15 protein-coding genes are annotated in these 18,779 nt (G+C 70.9%); 8 read left to right on the top strand and 7 right to left on the bottom strand.

The features are described from left to right. Window positions 1–4 precede the first annotated feature (4 nt). Window positions 5–2,854, bottom strand: a complete 2,850-nt coding sequence (locus ACQP03_RS10770; RefSeq protein ID WP_357396611.1) for a glycosyl hydrolase family 95 catalytic domain-containing protein — start codon at window positions 2,852–2,854, stop codon at window positions 5–7. A gap of 460 nt (window positions 2,855–3,314) precedes the next feature. Between ACQP03_RS10770 and ACQP03_RS10765 the strand changes: the two genes are divergently transcribed. The 4 genes from ACQP03_RS10765 (at window position 3,315) to ACQP03_RS10750 (ending at window position 7,640) form a co-directional block, all read left to right on the top strand. Then, window positions 3,315–4,889 (top strand): glycoside hydrolase family 43 protein, encoded by a 1,575-nt coding sequence (locus tag ACQP03_RS10765; RefSeq protein ID WP_357120527.1) that lies wholly within the window; start codon window positions 3,315–3,317, stop codon window positions 4,887–4,889. 31 nt (window positions 4,890–4,920) lie between these two features. Continuing rightward, window positions 4,921–5,961: a LacI family DNA-binding transcriptional regulator gene (locus tag ACQP03_RS10760; protein ID WP_357120530.1), complete on the top strand. Its 1,041-nt coding sequence runs from the start codon at window positions 4,921–4,923 to the stop codon at window positions 5,959–5,961. A 120-nt stretch (window positions 5,962–6,081) separates the two neighbouring features. Next, window positions 6,082–6,486 (top strand): YciI family protein, encoded by a 405-nt coding sequence (locus ACQP03_RS10755; RefSeq protein ID WP_357120534.1) that lies wholly within the window; start codon window positions 6,082–6,084, stop codon window positions 6,484–6,486. An 8-nt stretch (window positions 6,487–6,494) separates the two neighbouring features. Next, window positions 6,495–7,640, top strand: coding sequence for an RNA polymerase sigma factor (locus tag ACQP03_RS10750; protein ID WP_357396649.1), 1,146 nt, complete (start codon window positions 6,495–6,497; stop codon window positions 7,638–7,640). Window positions 7,641–7,660: 20 nt separating this feature from the next. Here the strand turns inward: ACQP03_RS10750 and ACQP03_RS10745 are convergent, their stop codons facing one another. Further along, window positions 7,661–8,341: a DUF6891 domain-containing protein gene (locus ACQP03_RS10745; protein WP_357396607.1), complete on the bottom strand. Its 681-nt coding sequence runs from the start codon at window positions 8,339–8,341 to the stop codon at window positions 7,661–7,663. A gap of 104 nt (window positions 8,342–8,445) precedes the next feature. Further along, entirely contained in the window at window positions 8,446–9,336 is an 891-nt protein-coding gene (locus ACQP03_RS10740) for an SGNH/GDSL hydrolase family protein (RefSeq protein ID WP_357120540.1), read from the bottom strand. 202 nt (window positions 9,337–9,538) lie between these two features. Between ACQP03_RS10740 and ACQP03_RS10735 the strand changes: the two genes are divergently transcribed. Continuing rightward, complete coding sequence (locus ACQP03_RS10735; protein ID WP_357120544.1) at window positions 9,539–10,252, top strand: hypothetical protein; 714 nt, start codon at window positions 9,539–9,541, stop codon at window positions 10,250–10,252. Window positions 10,253–10,259: 7 nt separating this feature from the next. On the opposite strand, the gene ACQP03_RS10730 is transcribed toward ACQP03_RS10735, so the two are convergent. Together ACQP03_RS10730 and ACQP03_RS10725 are read right to left on the bottom strand one after the other, a co-directional pair. Beyond that, complete coding sequence (locus tag ACQP03_RS10730; RefSeq protein ID WP_357120547.1) at window positions 10,260–11,093, bottom strand: alpha/beta fold hydrolase; 834 nt, start codon at window positions 11,091–11,093, stop codon at window positions 10,260–10,262. A 93-nt stretch (window positions 11,094–11,186) separates the two neighbouring features. Then, a complete protein-coding gene (locus ACQP03_RS10725; protein ID WP_357120550.1) occupies window positions 11,187–11,756 on the bottom strand; it encodes an alpha/beta fold hydrolase in 570 nt (189 codons plus the stop codon). Window positions 11,757–12,006: 250 nt separating this feature from the next. Between ACQP03_RS10725 and rph the strand changes: the two genes are divergently transcribed. The 3 genes from rph (at window position 12,007) to ACQP03_RS10710 (ending at window position 16,378) form a co-directional block, all read left to right on the top strand. Continuing rightward, window positions 12,007–14,625, top strand: coding sequence for a rifamycin-inactivating phosphotransferase (rph, locus tag ACQP03_RS10720; RefSeq protein ID WP_357396601.1), 2,619 nt, complete (start codon window positions 12,007–12,009; stop codon window positions 14,623–14,625). Between the two features lie 147 nt (window positions 14,626–14,772). Beyond that, window positions 14,773–15,129, top strand: a complete 357-nt coding sequence (locus ACQP03_RS10715) for a YciI family protein (protein ID WP_357120556.1) — start codon at window positions 14,773–14,775, stop codon at window positions 15,127–15,129. 73 nt (window positions 15,130–15,202) lie between these two features. Continuing rightward, a complete protein-coding gene (locus tag ACQP03_RS10710) occupies window positions 15,203–16,378 on the top strand; it encodes an RNA polymerase sigma factor (RefSeq protein ID WP_396832280.1) in 1,176 nt (391 codons plus the stop codon). A 28-nt stretch (window positions 16,379–16,406) separates the two neighbouring features. Here the strand turns inward: ACQP03_RS10710 and ACQP03_RS10705 are convergent, their stop codons facing one another. After that, the gene (locus ACQP03_RS10705; protein ID WP_357120562.1) at window positions 16,407–16,766 is read right to left on the bottom strand and encodes a VOC family protein; all 360 of its coding nucleotides are present in this window, start codon (window positions 16,764–16,766) and stop codon (window positions 16,407–16,409) included. A 128-nt stretch (window positions 16,767–16,894) separates the two neighbouring features. Next, the gene (locus ACQP03_RS10700; protein WP_357171480.1) at window positions 16,895–18,436 is read right to left on the bottom strand and encodes a non-reducing end alpha-L-arabinofuranosidase family hydrolase; all 1,542 of its coding nucleotides are present in this window, start codon (window positions 18,434–18,436) and stop codon (window positions 16,895–16,897) included. Window positions 18,437–18,779 lie beyond the last annotated feature (343 nt).

The following is an 18,779-nucleotide window of genomic DNA, read 5'->3' as shown; positions in this document are numbered from 1 at the left end:
CGGGTCAGGTGGTCGTGCAGGTGATGTCGGTCGGCGGGTTGTTGGTCCCCGTCGAGGTGGCGAGGAAGCCGAACGTGGTGGAGCCACCGGCCGGCAACGACCCGTTGTAGTCCACGTTCGTCACCCGCACACTCGCGCCGCTCTGGGTGTGCGTGCCGCCCCAGATCTGGCTGATCGCCTGCCCGTTGGGGAAGGTCCAGGAGACCGTCCAGCCACGGATCGCCGTCGCTCCGGCGGTCACCGTGACCGAGCCCTGGAACCCACCCGACCAGGCGTTCGTCACCGTGTACGTCGCCCGCGCGCCGGACGGCGAGGGTGTGCTCGACACGGTCGGCGTCGGCGTCGGGATCGGGCTCGGTGTGTCGGTCGGACTCGGGGTCGGCGAGACGGTGGGCGAGGGCGTGCTGGTCAGCGTCGGTGACGGTGTCACACCGGGCCGGGCCGCGCGATAGGTGTGACCGGCGCGGACGGTGAGTTGCACGACATCCGTTTCGGGTCGGGTGGTGCTGGGTGTGCTGCCGTCGGCGACGTCGACGAGCGTGAAGGACCCGGTGAAGAGGCGGGCGCGCAGGCGTACGGTGCCGTCCCGGTCGGCGCGGAGGCTGATCTCGTCGGCCTGCCCACTGGTCCAGGCCACGCCGACGGTGTAACCGCCGCGCCCGCGCAGGCCGGCGACCTGGCCGGTGGGCCAGGCGCTCGGCAGCGCGGGGAGCAGGTGCAGCTCGCCGTTGTGGCTGTGCAGCAGCATCTCGGCGACGCCGGACGTCGCGCCGAAGTTGCCGTCGATCTGGAACGGTGGGTGCAGGTCGAACATGTTCGGCGCGAGCCGGTCGGTGCGGACGAGGTCCTTCAGGAGCTTGTAGGCACGGGTTCCGTCCTCCAGCCGGGCCCAGTAATTGATCTTCCAGGCGAGGGACCAGCCGGTCCCGTCGTCGCCGCGCAGTTCCAGCGTCCGGCGGGCGGCCTCGTAGAGCTGCGGGGTGCCGCGCTTGGTGATCTGGTTGCTGGGATGCAGGCCGTACAGGTGGGAGACGTGTCGGTGGTTGCGTTCGGTCTCGACCCAGTCGGCGAGCCACTCCTGCACGTTGCCACGGGAGCCGACCTTCATCGGGGCCAGCCGGTCCCGCGCCGTCCGCACCTGGGAGCGGAACGTGGTGTCCACGCCCAGCACCTCGCTGGCCCGGGCCACGGCGTCGAACAGGTCCCGCAGGATCTGGTTGTCCATCGTGGGCCCGGCGCAGACGCTGGCGTTCGAGTGGTGCGGCAACTCGGGCGAGTTCGACGGGTTGGTGACCAGGTAACCGAGCGACGGGTGAGCGACCAGGGTGTCGAGGAAGAACTGGGCCGCGCCCTTGAGCGCCGGATAGTTGGCCGCCAGGAAACCGGCGTCGCCGGTGAACAGGTAGTGCTCCCAGATCAGCGTGGACAGCCAGGCCCCGCCGGTCTGCCACATCCCCCACAACGCGCCGTCGACGACCGAGGCGCCCCGCCACGCGTCGGTGTTGTGGTGGGTGACCCAGCCGCCCGCGCCGTACTGCGCCTGGGCGACGCGGGCACCGGTGGCCGTCAAATCCTTGATCATGTCGAAGACCGGCAGGAAACACTCGGCCAGGTTCGTGGTGTCGGCGGGCCAGTAGTTCATCGGCAGGTTGGCGTTGATCGTGTACTTCGAGTCCCACGGCGGCGTCATGGAGTCGTTCCAGATGCCCTGCAGGTTCGCCGGTTGCGTGCCCGGACGCGAGGAGGAGATCAGCAGGTACCGGCCGAACTGGAACAGCAGGGCCGAGAACTGCGGATCGTTGGTGCTCCCGTGCTGGGCGATCCGCACGTCGGTCGGTTGGTCGGCCGCTGCCGTCCGCCCGAGGTCGATGGTCACCCGGTTGAACAGGGCCTGGTAGTCGGCGAGATGGCGGCCGCGCAGCTGGTCGTAGCTCGCCCCGCGGGCGGCGCTGAGGCGGGTACGCGCGATGCCCTGGTAGTCGCCGTTGACCGTGCGGTAGTTGACGTAGCTGGACCCGATCGAGATCAGGACGGTCACGCTCGTGGCCCCGGAGACGCGCAGGGTGCCGCCCGAGCTGCTGACCGTCCCGCCCGTCGCGGCGGCGGAGGCCAGCGCCAGGAAGCGCACCGACCCGTTGACGCCCTCCATGGCTCCGGAGATGCCGTCGACCGCGATCGTGGCGGCGTCGGGGCTCGACATCGTCGTGCGTTGTGGGCTGTCGAAGGTGGCGTTGAACGTGATCGAGTTGGCGCGGTCCGCGGTCAACCGGAGCACGATCACCCCGTCGGGCGCGCTGGCGAACACCTCGCGCTGGTGTCGGACGCCGTTGAGGACGTACGTGGTGGTGACGGTGGCGGTGGTCAGGTCGAGCGTCCGGTTGTACTGCGACGCGCCGCTGGCGGAACCGAAGGCGAGACGCAGGTTGCCCACCGGCTGGTAGGCGAGCTGACCGCCCGGGTTCCCCATCATCGTCTGGTTGATCAGGTCCTGCGCCGACGTCCACTGGTCGGCGAAGACCCGCCGCCGGATCTCGGCGAGGTTGGCCGCGCCCCGGGTGTTGGCCGAGTCGTACGGGCCGCCGGCCCAGACGGTGTCCTCGTTGAGTTGCAGCCGTTCGGTGTCGACGTTGCCGAACACCATCGCGCCGAGACGCCCGTTGCCGATCGGCAGCGCGCGGAGCCAGTCGGTGCCCGCCGGCTCGTCGTACCACAGAGCCATGTCGTTGGCGGCGAGCACCTGCGGCGGCGCGACCGAGCCGGCGCGGGCGACGGCGGACCACGCGACCGGTAGCAGCGCGGCGCCGGCGCCCACGGCACCGGCGCGTAGCACGTTTCTTCGTGTCACTTCGGACATGGTCTCTCCAATCTGCGCAGGCCAGATACCTCACGCAGGTGGGGACGGCGCCGCTGGAGACGCCGCCGGAATTGGCGCGATGGCGGGGACGTGCCCACGGCCGGATTGCCGTTCGAGTCCTGGCGGGGACGGTCGGCGGTGGCCGGGACGCGTGGTGGGCGCTCGCTGTTAGCGTTAACAGGCGCGGCCCGCTCGCACCCTCTGGCAACGTTCACAGCCGAGACCCGGCGCACCGGGCTCCCGGCGGCGCGCCATACATCCTCCATAGACCTTCGTAGATGACGACGCTGCTCGTCAATAGATGACGACCATGTTTCGGATCGGCGCGCAGGGGCGCGCCACCGGCGGGCCGCCCGGACACCTTGCCATCGACGCAGCTCGTTCGTACCATCCGGAGCCACGAGATGTTATCGCGAACAAACCGCGACATCTCGGCACCGACCGCTCGGAGGTGGCAGCTGTGTCCTCAGGCTCGTCGGCCGTTGCGGGCTACGACAACCCGGTCGTACCCGGCTTCTACCCTGACCCGAGCGTCTGCCGGGTCGGCGAGGATTACTACCTCGTCTGCTCGAGCTTCGAGTACTTCCCCGGGGTGCCGCTCCTGCACAGCCGGGACCTGGTCCACTGGCGACAGATCGGTAACGTCCTCGACCGTGCCAGCCAGTTGCAGATCCCGCCCGACGCCGACGCGTCCGGAGGCATCTTCGCGCCGACCATCCGCCACCACGACGGCCGCTTCTGGGTGATCACCACCAACGTCAGCCTTGGCCGGCATCTCATCGTCACCGCGGCGGATCCCACCGGCCCATGGTCGGAGCCGGTCTACCTCGACCTGCCGCACGTCGACCCGTCCCTGGCCTGGGACGATGACGGCACCTGCTGGCTGACGACCTCGGGAGTGGACGGCTACCGGATCGACCCGGACACGGGCCGGGTGCGGGAGGGTCCGATCGCGCTCTGGTCCGGCACCGGAGGGCAGTACCCGGAGGCGCCGCACCTGTACCGGATCGGCGAATGGTGGTACCTGCTGCTCTCCGAGGGCGGCACCCACACCGGTCACGCCGTCTCGGTCGCCCGGTCCCGCAGCCCTCGGGGGCCGTTCGAGCCCGCGCCGACCAACCCGATCCTCACCCACCGGAGCACTGACCTGCCCGTCCAGGCGGCCGGGCACGCCGACCTGGTGCAGGCTGCGGACGGCAGTTGGTGGATGGTCCTGCTGGGGATCCGGCCGAAGGGCCAGTGGCCGCCCTTCCACGTGCTCGGACGCGAGACGTTCCTCGTGCCGGTCCGCTGGGTCGACGGCTGGCCCGTGATCGACCCCGTCCGAGAGGTCACCGCCGCACCCGCCGGCAGCCCGCCGGCCCTGGCCGCCCCACCCGATCCGGGCGCGCACCGCGACGACTTCGACACGACCAGCCTCGCACCCGGGTGGGTCTCGCCCCGCTCCCGTCCCGACGCGGCCTGGTCGTTGACCGAGCGGCCCGGATGGCTCACCCTGCACGCCACCGGTACGACGCTGGACCGCGCCGGCGCGACGATCGTGGCGGCCCGCCAACGCCACCATGACTGCCGCGCCAGCGTGCGAGTCGATCCGGGCGGCGGCACGGCCGGACTCACCCTGCGCATCGACGAGGCGCACCACTACGACCTCGAGGTCCAGGACGCCGTCGTCCGCGTGCTCGGCCGGGTGGGACCGTTCCGGCAGGTCTTCGCGACGCTCGACGTACCCCGTGGTCCGCTCATCCTGACGATCGCTACCCGGACCCACGATCTCTACCCGCCGACCGTGACGTCCGCCGCCGGCCTCGCCGCCACCGACGAACCCTTCGGGGTACGCGCCGCCACCAGCGACATGATCACGTTCGAGGTGGAGAGCACCGAGGGTCGGGTGCTGCTGGCCGAACTCGACGGACGCTACCTCTCCACCGAGGTCGCCGGCGGCTTCACCGGCCGGGTCATCGGCATGTACGTGACCGACGGCGTCGCGGCCTTCGACTGGTTCGACTACCGTCCCATGGCGCGTCCGCCCGGCTGAACGACCGGTGCCGCGATCGTAGACTCGCCGTGTGAGCGACGAGAGCCGGCGGCGCCGCCCCCGCAAGCCACTGCGGGGTGACCTGCCCGTCGCCACGATCGCCGAGCTCGCCGGCGTGTCCCCGCCCACCGTGTCCAAGGTCCTCAACGGCCGGGCCGGGGTGGGTGAACAGACCCGGCAGCGGGTGGAGGCGCTGTTGCGCGACCACGGCTACCGCCGACCGGAGCACGCCGTGAGAACCCGCTGCGTCGAGGTGCTCTTTCACCACATGCTGCCCTCGATCGCGCTGGAGATCCTGCGCGGCATCCAGGAGGTCGCCGACGCGCGGCACTGCACCGTCGGGTTCGTCGACCTCCGCCACCGCGTGACGGCGGGGCTGCCCTGGATGGAGCCTCTGCTGCTGCGGCATCCGACCGCTGTCATCGCGGTCTGTTCTCTCGTCACCGCCGAACACGGCCGGCAGTTGGCCGCCATGGGCATACCGCTGGTCGCCATCGACCCGGGCGGCGAACACTTCCCCACCCCCGCCGTCGGGTCGAACAACTGGAGCGGCGCCCTCGCCGCCACCCGGCACCTTCTCGACCTCGGCCACCGGCGGATCGGGGTACTCACCGGGCCGGTGCAGGACCTGGCGGCGCGGGCCCGCCTGGACGGCTTCCGCGCCGCGCTGGATCATGCCGGCATCGGCTTCGATGACAGCCTCGAACGGCAGGGGGTCTTCAGTTTCGTGGCCGGCCGGGACCTCGGCCGCGAGTTGCTGGCCCTGCCCGAACCACCCACCGCCATCGTCTGCGGCAACGACCTGCAGGCCCTCGGCGTCTACGCGGCGGCACACGACGTCGGCTGGCGGATCCCCGAGGACCTCAGCGTCGTCGGGTTCGACGACGTGGACCAGGCGACCTGGACGTCGCCACCACTGACCACGGTGCGACAACCGTTCACCGAGATCGGGGCCACCGCCGCCCGCCTCGCGTTGACGCTGGCCGACAATCACGCGCTGCCCCAGGAACGGTACGAGCTCAGTACGGCGCTCGTCGTCCGGGGCAGCACCGGGCCACCCGGTCCTCGGTAGCAGTGCCGACCGCGACATCGCCAAGATTTTTTCGGCGATGATGTCGAGAACCACCACCCGGCGTCGTCCCCGGGGTGAACGTGACCGGAACGGGTCGCGCCAGCGAGGAGGAACACGACGATGAAGTACCTGCTGTTGAAGCACTACCGGGGCGGTCCGGTCGGAGTGAACGACGTGCCGATGGACCAGTGGACGCCGGAGGAGATCACGGCGCACGTGCGGTACATGCACGACTTCGCCGCCCGGCTGGAAAAGAGCGGCGAGTTCATCGAAGGCCAGGCGCTCGCCCCCGAGGGAGCCTGGGTCCGCTACGACGGAGAGGGACGCCCGCCGGTCACCGACGGCCCGTTCGCCGAGACCAAGGACCTCATCGCCGGCTGGATGGTGATCGACGTCGACAGCTACGAACGCGCCGTCGAGCTGGCGGGCGAGCTGTCGGCCGCGCCGGGCGCGGGCGGTAAGCCGATCCACGAGTGGCTCGAGGTACGCCCCTTCCTCACCGAGCCGCCCACCATCACGGAGTGACCTGCGCGATGGACCAGGCACTGCTCCGGAGCCTCACGCCGAGCGTGCTCGCCGTTCTCGTCCGCCGCGGAGCTGACTTCGCGGCGGCCGAGGACGCCGTACAGGATGCGCTTGTGGAGGCCGTTCGCGTCTGGCCGGCCGACCCGCCGTGCGACCCGAAGGGTTGGCTGATCACCGTGGCGTGGCGTCGGTTCCTCGACACCGCCCGCGCGGACGCCGCCCGTCGTCGTCGGGAGGACGTCGTGGACACCGAGCCGACGCCCGGTCCCACGAGCGGGGTGGACGACACCCTTGCGCTCTACTTCCTCTGCGCCCACCCCTCGCTGACGCCGTCGTCGGCGGTCGCGCTCACGTTGCGCGCCGTCGGAGGGCTGACCACCCGGCAGATCGCCCAGGCCTACCTGGTGCCCGAGGCGACCATGGCGCAGCGCATCAGCCGGGCCAAACGCACCGTCTCCACCGTACGATTCGACCAGCCCGGCGACGTGACCACCGTGCTGCGCGTGCTCTACCTGGTGTTCAACGAGGGCTACACCGGTGCCGTCGACCTCGCCGCCGAGGCCATCCGGCTCACCCGGCAGCTCGCGGTCGCCATCGACCATCCCGAGGTGGCGGGACTGCTCGCCCTCATGCTGCTGCACCACGCCCGCCGTGCCAGCCGGATCGCCCCCGACGGCAGCCTGGTGCCGCTCGCGGAGCAGGACCGCGACCGATGGGACACGACCGCCATCGCCGAGGGCGTCGGCGTCCTCCAGGCGGCCCTCGCCCGCGACCGGCTCGGCGAGTTCCAGGCGCAGGCCGCCATCGCGGCGCTGCACGCCGACGCTCCCACCGCCGAGGAGACCGACTGGGTGCAGATCGTCGAGTGGTACGACGAGCTCGCACGCCTGACCGACAGCCCGGTCGTCCGGCTCAACCGCGCCGTGGCGGTCGGCGCGGCCGACGGTGCCCGAGCCGGGCTGGCGGCCCTCGCCGCGTTGGACGACTCGCTGCCCCGGTACACGGCGGTGGCCGCGTACCTGCACGAACGCGCCGGTGACCTGGCGACGGCGGCGCGGCTCTACGCCGAGGCGGCCCGTAAGGCGGCCAACCTGGCCGAGCGGGACCACCTGACCCGCCAGGCCGCCCGCCTCAACGACCACCGACGGCGGTGAGGGCTGGCGCGCGACCCGCCTCAGACGCTCGGCAGGGGCGCGTACCACTGCGCGCCGGTCACCCGGACCCGCTGCGACTGCCTGCGGTTCCACTCCACCCGCATGCCGTGCCGGCGGAGCATCGGGAAGGCGACCTCGTCCAGTAGGCGTTCCAGGTCGGCCTGGTAACGGGCCTGCTGCTCGGCCTCCGGCAGGGCCGAGTAGGCGGCCTCGTCGAAATCCGCCGCCGGATAGACGCCGTAGCCGAGGTAGACCTCGCCGTCCTCGCTGGCGAGCAGCGACTCCGTGTCCTGCTGGTGGTACCACAGGTAGCCCTGCCAGTGCCGCGAGTCGTCGCGCTCGTCGTGGATCTCGGCGGACGCGCAGGTGCCGCAGCAGCTGAAGTTTTCCCGGGCCACCACGCCGACCTCGGTGAGCTCGGCGAACGCGCGGTTCAGGTTGCTGCGCACCGCGCCCCAACCCTGCTGCTGCTCGCGGCGGGCGGTCAGCGCCCTCTCGTACGCCGATCTCAGGTCGTCGTCGGTGGCGCCGTGTCGCTCGTCGTCCCCGTCGAGGTAGTCCACGAAGTCGTCGGGGTCGTCGGAGCCGCGCACGACCCAGTCCCAGATCTCGGCCTCGATCTCGGCGCGCCCCGGCTCGGCGACCCGCTCGGTCAGGAAGCGGACGCCCGCGGGGCGGTCGTTGTACACCCATCCAGCCACGGCGAGGATCCTGGCACGGACCTCCGACAGTGCCCGGCGGTGGCGGTGCGGACGGTCCGGCCCCGCCGTCGTACGGCGGGGCCGGCTGCGGCGGTCGCGCCCGGTCAGCTCAGGGTGGCGAGCAGCGCGGTGCTCATGCCCTGCTCACCACGGGCGTTCGGGTGAAAGGGCGCGGCGGAGTTCTGCGGCACCAGGCCCTCGACCCAACGGGTGCCGCTGCTCTTGCACGCGTCCCGACCGATCGACGGCGTGTAGACGTCGGCGTAGGTGGCGCCGTTCGCGCCCGCGGCGCTGGCCAGCATGGCGTTGAGCGACTTCTCGATGCCACGCAGGTACGGCACGTCCTGGTACGCGATCGGCACCACCGGCCAGCAGCCGTACCCGCTGTCGGGCAGGATCGCCGGATAGCCGAGGACGACGACGCGCGCGCTGGGCGCGGCCCGGCGGATCGACTGGAGCACGGTGGTCACCTTCGGCACCGTCGCCGCGATCCGGGCCTGCAACTGGTCGGTGCCGCCGGCCGTGTACCGGTTCTTGCACGGCGAGCCGAGGGGACTGCTGAGGCTCGCCTCCGCGCACTCGCCGATGATGCCGGAGAAGCCGATGTCGTTGCCGCCGATCTGCACCGTCACCAACGACGTGCTCGAGGTGACCGCGTTGAGCTGCGGTGGCAGGTTGATGCCCAGTTGACCACTGCCGCCGTAGAGGATGTCGTCGGTCGTGGCCCCGGAGCAGCTCACGTCCGCGAACGACGTCGAGCCGGCGGCCGCGGCCACCAGGGAGGGATAGTTGCGGTTCGACCGTAGACAGTTGAGGTCCACCTGGGTCGGGATCAGGGGACCTGCGGTGTACGAGTCGCCCAGCGCGACGTAGCGGCCGGAGGGGACCGCGGCGCTGGCGGGTGTGGTGACGGCGAGCAGGACGCCGACGGTGGCCGTGGCGAGTGCGGCCACTCGGGCGGCTGCCCGCAGGAGCGGCAGGCGGGGACGGGACATGACGCCTCCCAAGGGAGATCGCGGTGGTGGTGGTGCCGAGATCCTGTCCCCGGTCGGCGATAGACGTCAATATAGATAGGCCTCACTAAATGACACGCTGGAATGTGGATTTCGCCTTCACCACACACCCCTGCGACACGCGATGATCCCCCGCCGCATAGCATGGCGACAGTTCGGGACGGCTCTGCTGAAACGAGGCGACATGCGTTGGCTCCAGCGGCTGCTGGGCGGCGGGCGGATCCAGCTCGACCCGGAGCGGCAGCAGACGCTGCTGCGAGACCTCCAGCACGGATACGGCCCGCGGGCACGGACCCCGTTCCCCGCGCAGGTCGAGGCGGCGACCGGGATGCTGAGCGGGGACGACGGGCTGGTGGTCGCGGCCCGGGTCCTGCACCAGGTCGCCGACGAGGCACACCTCGATCTTCGGGCGCAGGCCCAGGACATCCACCGTCGGACGGGCCGGCGACTCCTCGTGCACCGGCGCAACTACCGGCAACTGTGGTCGGAGGCCGGCCCCGGACTGCGCTGGCCGCTGTTCGCGCTGCCCTGCGGCTTCCACCCGTACGCACAGGTGGCCGCCGCTGTCGCGGTGGTCGGCGGTCGCGCGGCCCGGCTCGATCGGGTGACCGATCCGGCGCCGCTGGTGACCCACATGTTCGAGGTGCTCGACCTCACCACCGCCGGCTGGGAGTACGGCCGGGTGCGGGTGGACACCGACGGGGCAGCCCTGGTCGATCGACTGATCGCGAGCGCCGCGCAGATCCTCGCGGCCATGGACGACCCACCGCGACTGCCGCCGCCGGTCCGCGCGCTGATGCGCCGCAACAACAGCCTCGACGTCCACGATCCGCACGCCGGACATCCGGTGGGACGGTTCAACCTGGGCGCGCGGATGCGGGAGCAACTGCTGGCCTGACCGCCGATCAGGCGGGGGCGTGCGCGCCCAGGAAGGCGAGCAAGAGGGTCACCACCTCGTCGGGGTACTGCACGTGCGGGTAGTGACCCGCGCCCTCGACCATCTCGAGCCGCCCCCGCCCGCTCGGCAGCGCGGCCACGATGGCCTCGCCCTCGGCGCGCGGGTCGGCCCAGTCCGGGTCGAGCGCGCCCTCGACGATCAGGACCGGACAGCGGACGTTACCCAGTTGCGCCCCGGCGTCGGTCGGCGCCGACCGACCCATCCCACGCATCGCCGCCATCCGGCCGGGCTCGCGCATCATGGCGTCGATCCGGGCCGTGCGGGCGGCCCAGTCGGCCGGCTTGCGGCCCGGGTAGGCCACGTCGAGATAGCTGCGCCAGAGCCGGACGCTGCCGAACAGGCCGGTGCCGAGCAGCCGGGCGATGCCCCTGCGGTAACGGGAGACCCGCAGGTCACCCAGCTTGATCGACTGCTTGCGGGTGAAGGGGGCCAGTTCGACGACGCCGGCGACCAACTCGGGGGCACGGGCGGCGGCGATGGTGGCGGCCCCGCCGGAGATCGAGTGACCGACCAGCACGGCCGGGCCGCCCAGGTGGCGGATGATGGCGAGCAGATCACCCGCGATGTCGGTGCGACTGTAGGAGCGCCATCCGACGCTCGACTCGCCACAACCGCGCAGGTCGACCGCGGCCACCCGGTAGCCGGCGGCCGCCAGGCGCGGCACAACGAAGCGGTACGCCTCGCGGCTGTCACCCATGCCGTGGGCAAGCACGACGAGCGGCCCGGCGCCGGTCACCTCGTACGCCAGGGTGCCGCCGTCCACGTTCAGGTACTCGGTCATCGAAGCCTCCTAGCTAATCGTCTTAGCTAGAGGCTAATCCTATTAGCCACACCCGTCAAAGTGATGTCCACCGCCCCGCCTGACGGAGTGGGGTCAGCGTGCGGACGCGACGTCCCGGGTGATCACCCGCGCCACCTCGCCGAGGTCGTCGTCGAGCTGATGGTCGCGCCCCGGGAGCCGGTACAGGAGCGCCTGCGGCAGCGCCCGCGCGTAACGATCGGCGTGCGACGGCGGCACCGTCTCGTCCCCGAGGCCGTGGAACACCCGCACCGGCACGCCGCGCGGCAGCCTGGCACCGAGGTCGCCCGGCAACTCGAACTCGTCGCCGGGCCAACCGCCCGCTCCGACGAACGGAGCTGCGACCAGGACGATCAGCGCCAGCTCACGCTCCGGTGGCCGCTCGGCGAGCACGTGCGCGAGAATCGCCCCGCCCACCGAATGGCCGATCACGACCGCGCCGTCGTCCAGGGCCGCGATCTCCCGGCGAACGGCGGCGCTCCAGGTGGCGTAGCGCGGATCGCCCTCGTCGGGCAGGCGTGGATAGCGGACGTCGTACGAGTCACCGAGCTCGCGCCGCAGGCTGTCGACCATCCGGCTGTCCCACTCGTCGTACGTGCCGGGGCCGGCGCCCTGGACGAAGAGGATTTGCCTGACCGCTGTCACGGCAGCTCCCTCTCGTGCTTTCGGGGCGGGACCGCGCCGCTCTTTCGCGATTTTCATTCGTGGCCGGAAAACGCCACCGGTATCCGCTCCCACTTAAACGTATATCGCGACCGGGGCCTTGCCGCAAGACCCCGGTCGTGACGCAGAATCGTCGGCCGGAGACGGAACGATGCGAAGAATCGGGGCACCACGTGGGTGTGTTGTGCAGGACGCGAGTGTTCACGCCGACCGTGCGGGCCGAGGTGGCGCGATGACGGACCGGTACGTGTGGGATCTCGACGAGGTCGACGAGACGCAGGTCGCGCTCGTCGGCGGCAAGGGCGCCCGACTGGGGGCGCTGACACGGATCGACGGCGTCCGCGTACCGCCCGGCTTCTGTGTGACGACCGACGCGTTCCGACGGGTCGTGGCCGAGGCGCCCGCGATGGCTGATCACCTCGACCGCCTGTCGCGCCTCGCGGCGGACGACCGGGACACGATCCGCGACCTCAGCGCGGAGATCCGCCGAATCATCGAAGCCATCGTCCCGCCCGACGAGGTGGTGACGGCGATCGGCGCGGCCCTGCGCCGCCACGGCGCCGACACGGCCTACGCCGTCCGGTCCAGCGCCACCGCGGAGGACCTCGCGACGGCCTCCTTCGCGGGCCAGCAGGACACCTACCTGAACGTCCGGGGCGCGGAGGCCGTCCTCGCGCACGTCAGCCGGTGCTGGGCCTCGCTCTTCACCGAGCGGGCCGTCAGCTACCGGCAGCGCAACGGCATCGACCACCGGACGGTCCACCTCGCGGTCGTGGTGCAGAAGATGGTGTTCCCGCAGGCGGCCGGCGTGCTGTTCACGGCCGATCCGGTCACGTCCAACCGGAAGGTCGCCTCCGTGGAGGCCAGCTTCGGTCTCGGCGAGGCGCTGGTCTCCGGGCTCGTGAACCCGGACGCCTACCGGGTGCGCGACGACGCGATCGTCGACCGGTCGATCGCCGTCAAGCGCCTCGCCATCAACGCCCTCCCCGGCGGCGGCACCGACCGACAGACGATCAGCGCGGACCGGCAGGGCCAGCCGGCGCTGACGGACGACCAGGTCCTGCGACTGGTACGGGTGGGGCGGCGCATCGAGGCGGCCTTCGGTTGCCCGCAGGACATCGAGTGGTGCCTGTCCGACGGCGACGCCCAGATCGTCCAGAGCCGGCCGATCACCACGCTGTTCCCGGTACCCGCCGCCGCCGGGGACGGGGCGAACCACGTCTACCTGTCCGTGGGACATCAGCAGATGATGACCGACGCCATGAAGCCGCTGGGGCTGTCCATGTGGCAGCTCACGGCGATGGCGCCGATGCACGAGGCCGGTGGGCGGCTCTTCGTGGACGCCACCGGAATCCTGGCGTCGCCCGCGAGCCGCGCCGGCTTCCTCGAGATGGCGGGCAGGTCAGATCCGTTGACCCGGGACGCGCTGGAGACCCTGCTCGCCCGCCCCGACTTCGTACCGACGCTGACCGACGACGCTCCCCGTGTCCCCCGGCTGGGCGGCGCGCCGGCCACGATCGAGAACGATCCGGCCATCGTCACCGAACTGGTCGAGCGCAGCCGGACGTCCCTCGCCGCGCTGCGGCGTGACATCGCGACGGTGACCGGACCGGCACTGTTCGACTTCCTGCTCACGGCATTCGAGGAGCACAAGCGGCTGCTCGCCGATCCATTGAGCATGCAGGCGATCATGGCGGGGATGGAGGCCACCTGGTGGCTCAACGAACAGCTCGCCGGTTGGCTGGGTGAGCGGAACGCCGCCGACACCCTCACCCTGTCGGCCCCCGGCAACATCACGTCGGAGATGGGCCTGGCGCTGCTCGACGTCGCGGACGCGATCCGCCCGTACCCCGAGGTGGTGGCGTTCCTGCGGGACGTCGACGACGACGGCTTCCTCGACGAGCTGCCGAGACTGCCGGGCGGCAGCCAGGCGCGCGACGCCATCCGGGCCTATCTCGACCGGTACGGGATGCGCTGCGTCGGCGAGATCGACATCACGAGGCCGCGCTGGGCCGAACGCCCCACCACGCTCGTACCCCTGATCCTCGACAACATCAGGTTGCACGAGCGCGGCGCGGCCGCACGGCGCTTCGCGCAGGGGCGCGAGGAGGCCCAGCGCAAGCGCGAGGAGCTGCTGGAACGCCTGCGTGCCCTGCCGGACGGGGTGCGCAAGGCCGACGAGACCGCACGGATGATCGACCGGGTTCGCACCTTCATCGGGTACCGGGAGTACCCGAAGTACGCGATCATCAGCCGCTACCTCGTGTACAAGCAGGCCCTGCTGCGGGAGGCGGAACGCCTCCTGCGGGCGGGCGTGCTGCGCCAGATCGACGACATCTTCTACCTCACCTTCGCCGAGCTGCACGACTTCGTGCGGACGCACCGGATCGACGATCACCTCGTCGAGCGGCGCAGGGAGGCGTTCCGGACGCACCAGAGGCTCACCCCGCCGCGGGTGCTCACCTCGGAGGGAGAGGGCATCTCCGGGGCGTACCGACGCGATGACGTGCCGGCCGGCGCGCTTGTCGGTCTCGGCGTCTCCGACGGGATCGTCGAGGGTCGCGCCCGCGTCCTTCCCGACCTGGCCGAGGCCGACCTGGAACCGGGCGACATCCTGGTCACCGCGTACACCGACCCGAGCTGGTCGCCGCTGTTCGTGGCGGTCGCCGGACTGGTCACCGAGGTGGGTGGCCTCATGACCCACGGGGCGGTCATCGCCCGGGAGTACGGCCTGCCCGCCGTCGTCGGCGTGCCGGACGCGACCAGGCTCATCCGGAACGGGCAGCGGATCCGGGTGCACGGCGCCGACGGGTACGTCGAGATCGTGTCGGACGAGGGCGCTCAGGTGTAGGGCATCGTCGGGAACCAGCCGTAGCCCGATCGCCGCGAAGTCCAGGATCGAACTGTGCGGCATGGCTGTCGATCTACCGCCCGCCCGAGCCGTCGTAGTGTAGGGGCCCACCACCGAGGGGGCCGGCACACGGACGGGACTTGAGCCATGGCCAAGTACATGATTCTGATCTACGGCGACGCCCAGCAGTGGGAGGCGATGACCGACGAGCAGTGGAAGGCACACGACGCCGCGCACGCGGCGTTCGCCGAGAAGGCTGGGACTCAGATCATCGACGGAAAGCAGTTGGAGATGTCGCCCACGGCCACCACGCTGCGCTCGGACTCGATGGGGCAGATCACGACGACCGACGGCCCGTTCCTGGAGACCAAGGAGGCGCTCGGCGGCTACTACCTGATCGAGGCCACCGACCTGGACGAGGTGCTGTCGTTGGCGAAACTGCTCCCCGAGGTGCGCGCGTCGCACAGCGGTGTGGAGATCCGCCCGGTGGTCGACCACGGTTGACGTGACCGACCCACGAACGAAGGACGAGGTCGTCGCGGCGGTCGCCCAGGCGCACCGCCGCGACTGGGCCCAGGTGTTCAGCACCACGGCCCACCTGACCCGCGACCTCGACCTGGCCGAGGAGTGCACCCAGGACGCGTTCGCCCGGGCCCTGGAGACCTGGACGCAGACCGGCATCCCGGACCGGCCGGGCGCCTGGTTGACCACCATCGCGCGTAACCGGGCCCGCGACGTCCTGCGCCGCGCGTCGGTGTTCCGTCGCAAGATGCCCCTGCTCGTGGCCGACGAGACCACGCCGGGGCCGGAGGACGGTCTCGTCGACGACCGGCTGCGCCTCATCTTCACCTGCTCACACCCGGCCCTGGCCCGGGACGCCCAGGTCGCCCTGACGCTGCGTCTGGTGTGCGGGCTGTCCACGCCCGAGGTGGCCCGCGCGTTTCTCGTGCAGCCGGCCACCATGGCCGCCCGCATCACCCGGGCCAAGAAGAAGATCGCCGCGGCCCGCATCCCGTACCGGGTGCCGGGCCCGGACCAGCTGGAGGAGCGGGTGAGCGCGGTCCTGGAGGTCGTCCACCTGATCTTCACCACCGGCCACACGGCGCCGCTCGGCGCCCAGCTGGTCCGCCAGGACCTGGTGGACAGCGCGGTCGGGCTGGCCCGCATGCTGCACCTGCTGATGCCGACCAACGCCGAGATCAGCGCACTGCTCGCGTTGCTCCTGCTCAACGCCGCCCGCCAGGACGCCCGCAGAGCCGCGGACGGGCGTCTGGTGCTGCTGTCCGAGCAGGACCGCTCGCGCTGGGACCGGCAGCTCATCGCCGAGGGCCGGGCTCTGGTCGCCGACGCGCTGCGTCGACGGCCTCCGACGCGGTACGCGTTGGAGGCGGCGATCGCCGCCCTGCACGCTGCGGCGCCGAGCTGGCAGGACACCGACTGGGCCCAGATCGTCGCGCTCTACGACACCCTGTTCCGGATCTGGCCCTCCCCCGTGGTCGATCTCAACCGGGCGGTCGCGATCGGGCTGCGCGACGGACCCCGGGCCGGCCTCGACGCGCTCGACCCACTGCTCGCCGACCCGGCCCTGGCCACGTACGGATACCTGAGTGCCGCCCGGGCCGACTTCCTGCGCCAGTTGGGGCAGTGGCGGCAGGCCCGGACGGCCTACGAGGAGGCCTTGACCCTCACCGACAACGACGTCGAACGGGCATTTCTCAGCGACCGGCTGACCGAGGTGGAACGGAATCTGTGAGCGCCAGCGCCAGGGGAACGGCGGTCGGTCAGACATCCGCCTCGATGGCGAACGTGTTGCCGTCCGGGTCCTGGATCCAGGCGATACGCCCACCTCCGGCCCGCGCGGTGATCCCCTTCGGGTCGTGCTCGAACTGCTCGTAGCGCACGGGGTCGACGCCGGCGGCCATGAGTTCGTCGACGATCTCGTCGAGGTCGTCGACGTACCACGTCGCCAGCGTCGCCTCGGTCGTCCCGGCGGTGACCGACTGGTACACGTTGAGGGCCGGTCCGCCGCCGGAGGCGTAGATGCGGCTGCCGTCGGGGATGTGGGCGCTGGGCGCGGACCGCAGCGCCCGCAGGCCCAGCCTGCCTTCGTAGAAGGCGACCGCCCGTGCGATATCGGACACGGCGACTGACGTTCTGAGGTGGTGTGCGCTCAAGGGCATGCCCCAGCCTGGCAGAGACGGGGGCCGGTGGACGTGACGCGGGGCGGGCTCGGCGTGGTGCCGGGCCCGCCCCTCGGTCGTGCGTCAGGTCAGCGTTGCAGGGTGAGCACGCCCGGTCGGTACGGCAGTAGGCCGTAGTCGACGCCGTTGGAGGAGGGCGATCGGCCCTGGTAGAGCAGTTGGAGGTTGCAGGGGTTGACGGTGAAGGTCTGGTCGGCGCTGGTGCGGATCAACTCGCCGTGGCTGATGTCGTTGGTCCAGGTGGCGCCGCTGTTGGCCTTGCCGGCGAAGGGGTTGCTCTCGGTGGCGGCCTGGGGGGTCCAGCTGCCGTTGAGGCTGGTGGCGGTGAAGGAGCGGAAGTAGCGGCCCTGGCCGCCGATGGCCTCGACGATCATGAGGTACTTGTTCTGGCCTTGGAGCTTGTAGACCTGGGGCGCTTCGAAGAGGTTGTTGGTGGAGTCGCTCATGATGGTCGTGTAGCTGGAGCCGAAGCTGCTGGGGAAGTTCCCGATCGGCATGCTGGCGCGGTAGATCTTGCCGTTGTCGCCGGCGAAGAAGAGGTACATGTTCTGGTCGTCGGCGATCAGGGTCTGGTCGATCGGGCCGGTGCCGGAGCCGGTGATGCTGCCGCTGAACAGGGTCTGGGCGGCGGACCAGCCGTTGGCGTTGGTGGGGTCGGTGGAGGTGCGGTAGGAGAACGCGGCACCGCCCCACTGGTAGGCCAGGACCCAGATGTTCTTGGGCGCGAAGTAGAACAGGGTCGGCGCGACGGTGCCGCTGTTCATGGTGTTCTGGCTGGCCGAGCCCATCTCCGACCAGTTGGTGAACAGACCGAAGTTCATCGACCCCCACGACGAACCGAAGTCGTGGGTGGTGGCGTAGACGAGTTGCCGGCCGTTGTAGGGGGCGACGGTGAAGTCCTTGAGTGACACCCAGCCCGACTTCGGCTGCGCCAACGCCCCGGTCGACGACCACCGGTACGACGACGGCAGGTCACAGGTGCCACCCGGGGGCGGCGTGGTGGGCGGCGGCGTGGTGGGGTTGCCCCCGCCGTCGACGCGGACGAACTGCCACTGCTGGTTGGTGCCGTTCCAGTCGTCGTACTGCACGATGTTGCCACCGTCGGCCGTCGAGGCGCCCTGCACCTCCATGACCTTGTTGCTGTTGCGGTTGATCAACCGCACGTACCCACTGTCCGAGTCGGCCAGCCGGAACTGCTGGTTGGTCCCGTTGTTGTCCGACCACTGCACGATCGCCCCGCCGTTGGCCGTCGACCGGCCGGAAACATCCAGCACCTTGCCGGACAACCGCGACTTGACCCGGTAGTAACCACTACCCGAGTCCACGAACTGCCACTGCTGCTGGTTGCCGTTGTTACGCGTCCACTGCGTGATCCGCGCACCGTCGTTCGTGGCCAGGTTGTAGACGTCCAACGCCTTGCCACTGTTGCGGTTCACCAGGACGTACCACGCGCTCGTGTCGACGGTCGCCGCAGCCGCGGGCGACGACACCGCCATCGCGGCGGCGCCAGCGACCACCACCGCCGCCACGCTGGCGGCTGCCGCTCGTACCAACCGCCCTCGCCGCCGCGAGGGCGGCGCTATCGCCGGGGTCGTATCAATGGCGGACATGTTCCTCCTCAATCACAGGGAGCCGAACGGCTCCCCGAAGCTAGGCGCACCACGACACGCGACCGGGCGCACACGGCGGGAATGTTCGCGTTAACACGATCCCTGCGTGCTGCGGACAGTGTCGGATTGACGGTCGACGAAGTCGGCCGGCGGTACATCGCACCCGACGTCGTCCTTGACCATCGACTGTGAGCGATAACATGCTGTTCGTCAAGACGTAACATCCGCGTAAAGCAGGGCCGACCCGTCGGGTCCGACCATTGACGCCGGTCGCACGCCTGCTGCCCGGCCACCCACCGCCCGACAACCCGGGCCGACGTACTCGGCAACCCAGAATGACTGA

The organism is Micromonospora sp. CA-248212 (assembly GCF_050948405.1).
Lineage (GTDB): Bacteria > Actinomycetota > Actinomycetes > Mycobacteriales > Micromonosporaceae > Micromonospora.
Note: the sequence above shows the minus strand (reverse complement) of the source record. Positions and strands in the feature narration are given on the sequence as shown.

Bases quoted from the DNA above. Each gene is read 5' to 3' on its own strand.
- ACQP03_RS10700 (WP_357171480.1), bottom strand. From the start codon at position 18,436: ATGTCCGCCATTGATACGACCCCGGCGATAGCGCCGCCCTCGCGGCGG.
- ACQP03_RS10715 (WP_357120556.1), top strand. From the start codon at position 14,773: ATGGCCAAGTACATGATTCTGATCTACGGCGACGCCCAGCAGTGGGAG.
- ACQP03_RS10770 (WP_357396611.1), bottom strand. From the start codon at position 2,854: ATGTCCGAAGTGACACGAAGAAACGTGCTACGCGCCGGTGCCGTGGGC.
- ACQP03_RS10750 (WP_357396649.1), top strand. From the start codon at position 6,495: ATGGACCAGGCACTGCTCCGGAGCCTCACGCCGAGCGTGCTCGCCGTT.
- rph (WP_357396601.1), top strand. From the start codon at position 12,007: ATGACGGACCGGTACGTGTGGGATCTCGACGAGGTCGACGAGACGCAG.
- ACQP03_RS10735 (WP_357120544.1), top strand. From the start codon at position 9,539: ATGCGTTGGCTCCAGCGGCTGCTGGGCGGCGGGCGGATCCAGCTCGAC.
- ACQP03_RS10755 (WP_357120534.1), top strand. From the start codon at position 6,082: ATGAAGTACCTGCTGTTGAAGCACTACCGGGGCGGTCCGGTCGGAGTG.
- ACQP03_RS10730 (WP_357120547.1), bottom strand. From the start codon at position 11,093: ATGACCGAGTACCTGAACGTGGACGGCGGCACCCTGGCGTACGAGGTG.
- ACQP03_RS10740 (WP_357120540.1), bottom strand. From the start codon at position 9,336: ATGTCCCGTCCCCGCCTGCCGCTCCTGCGGGCAGCCGCCCGAGTGGCC.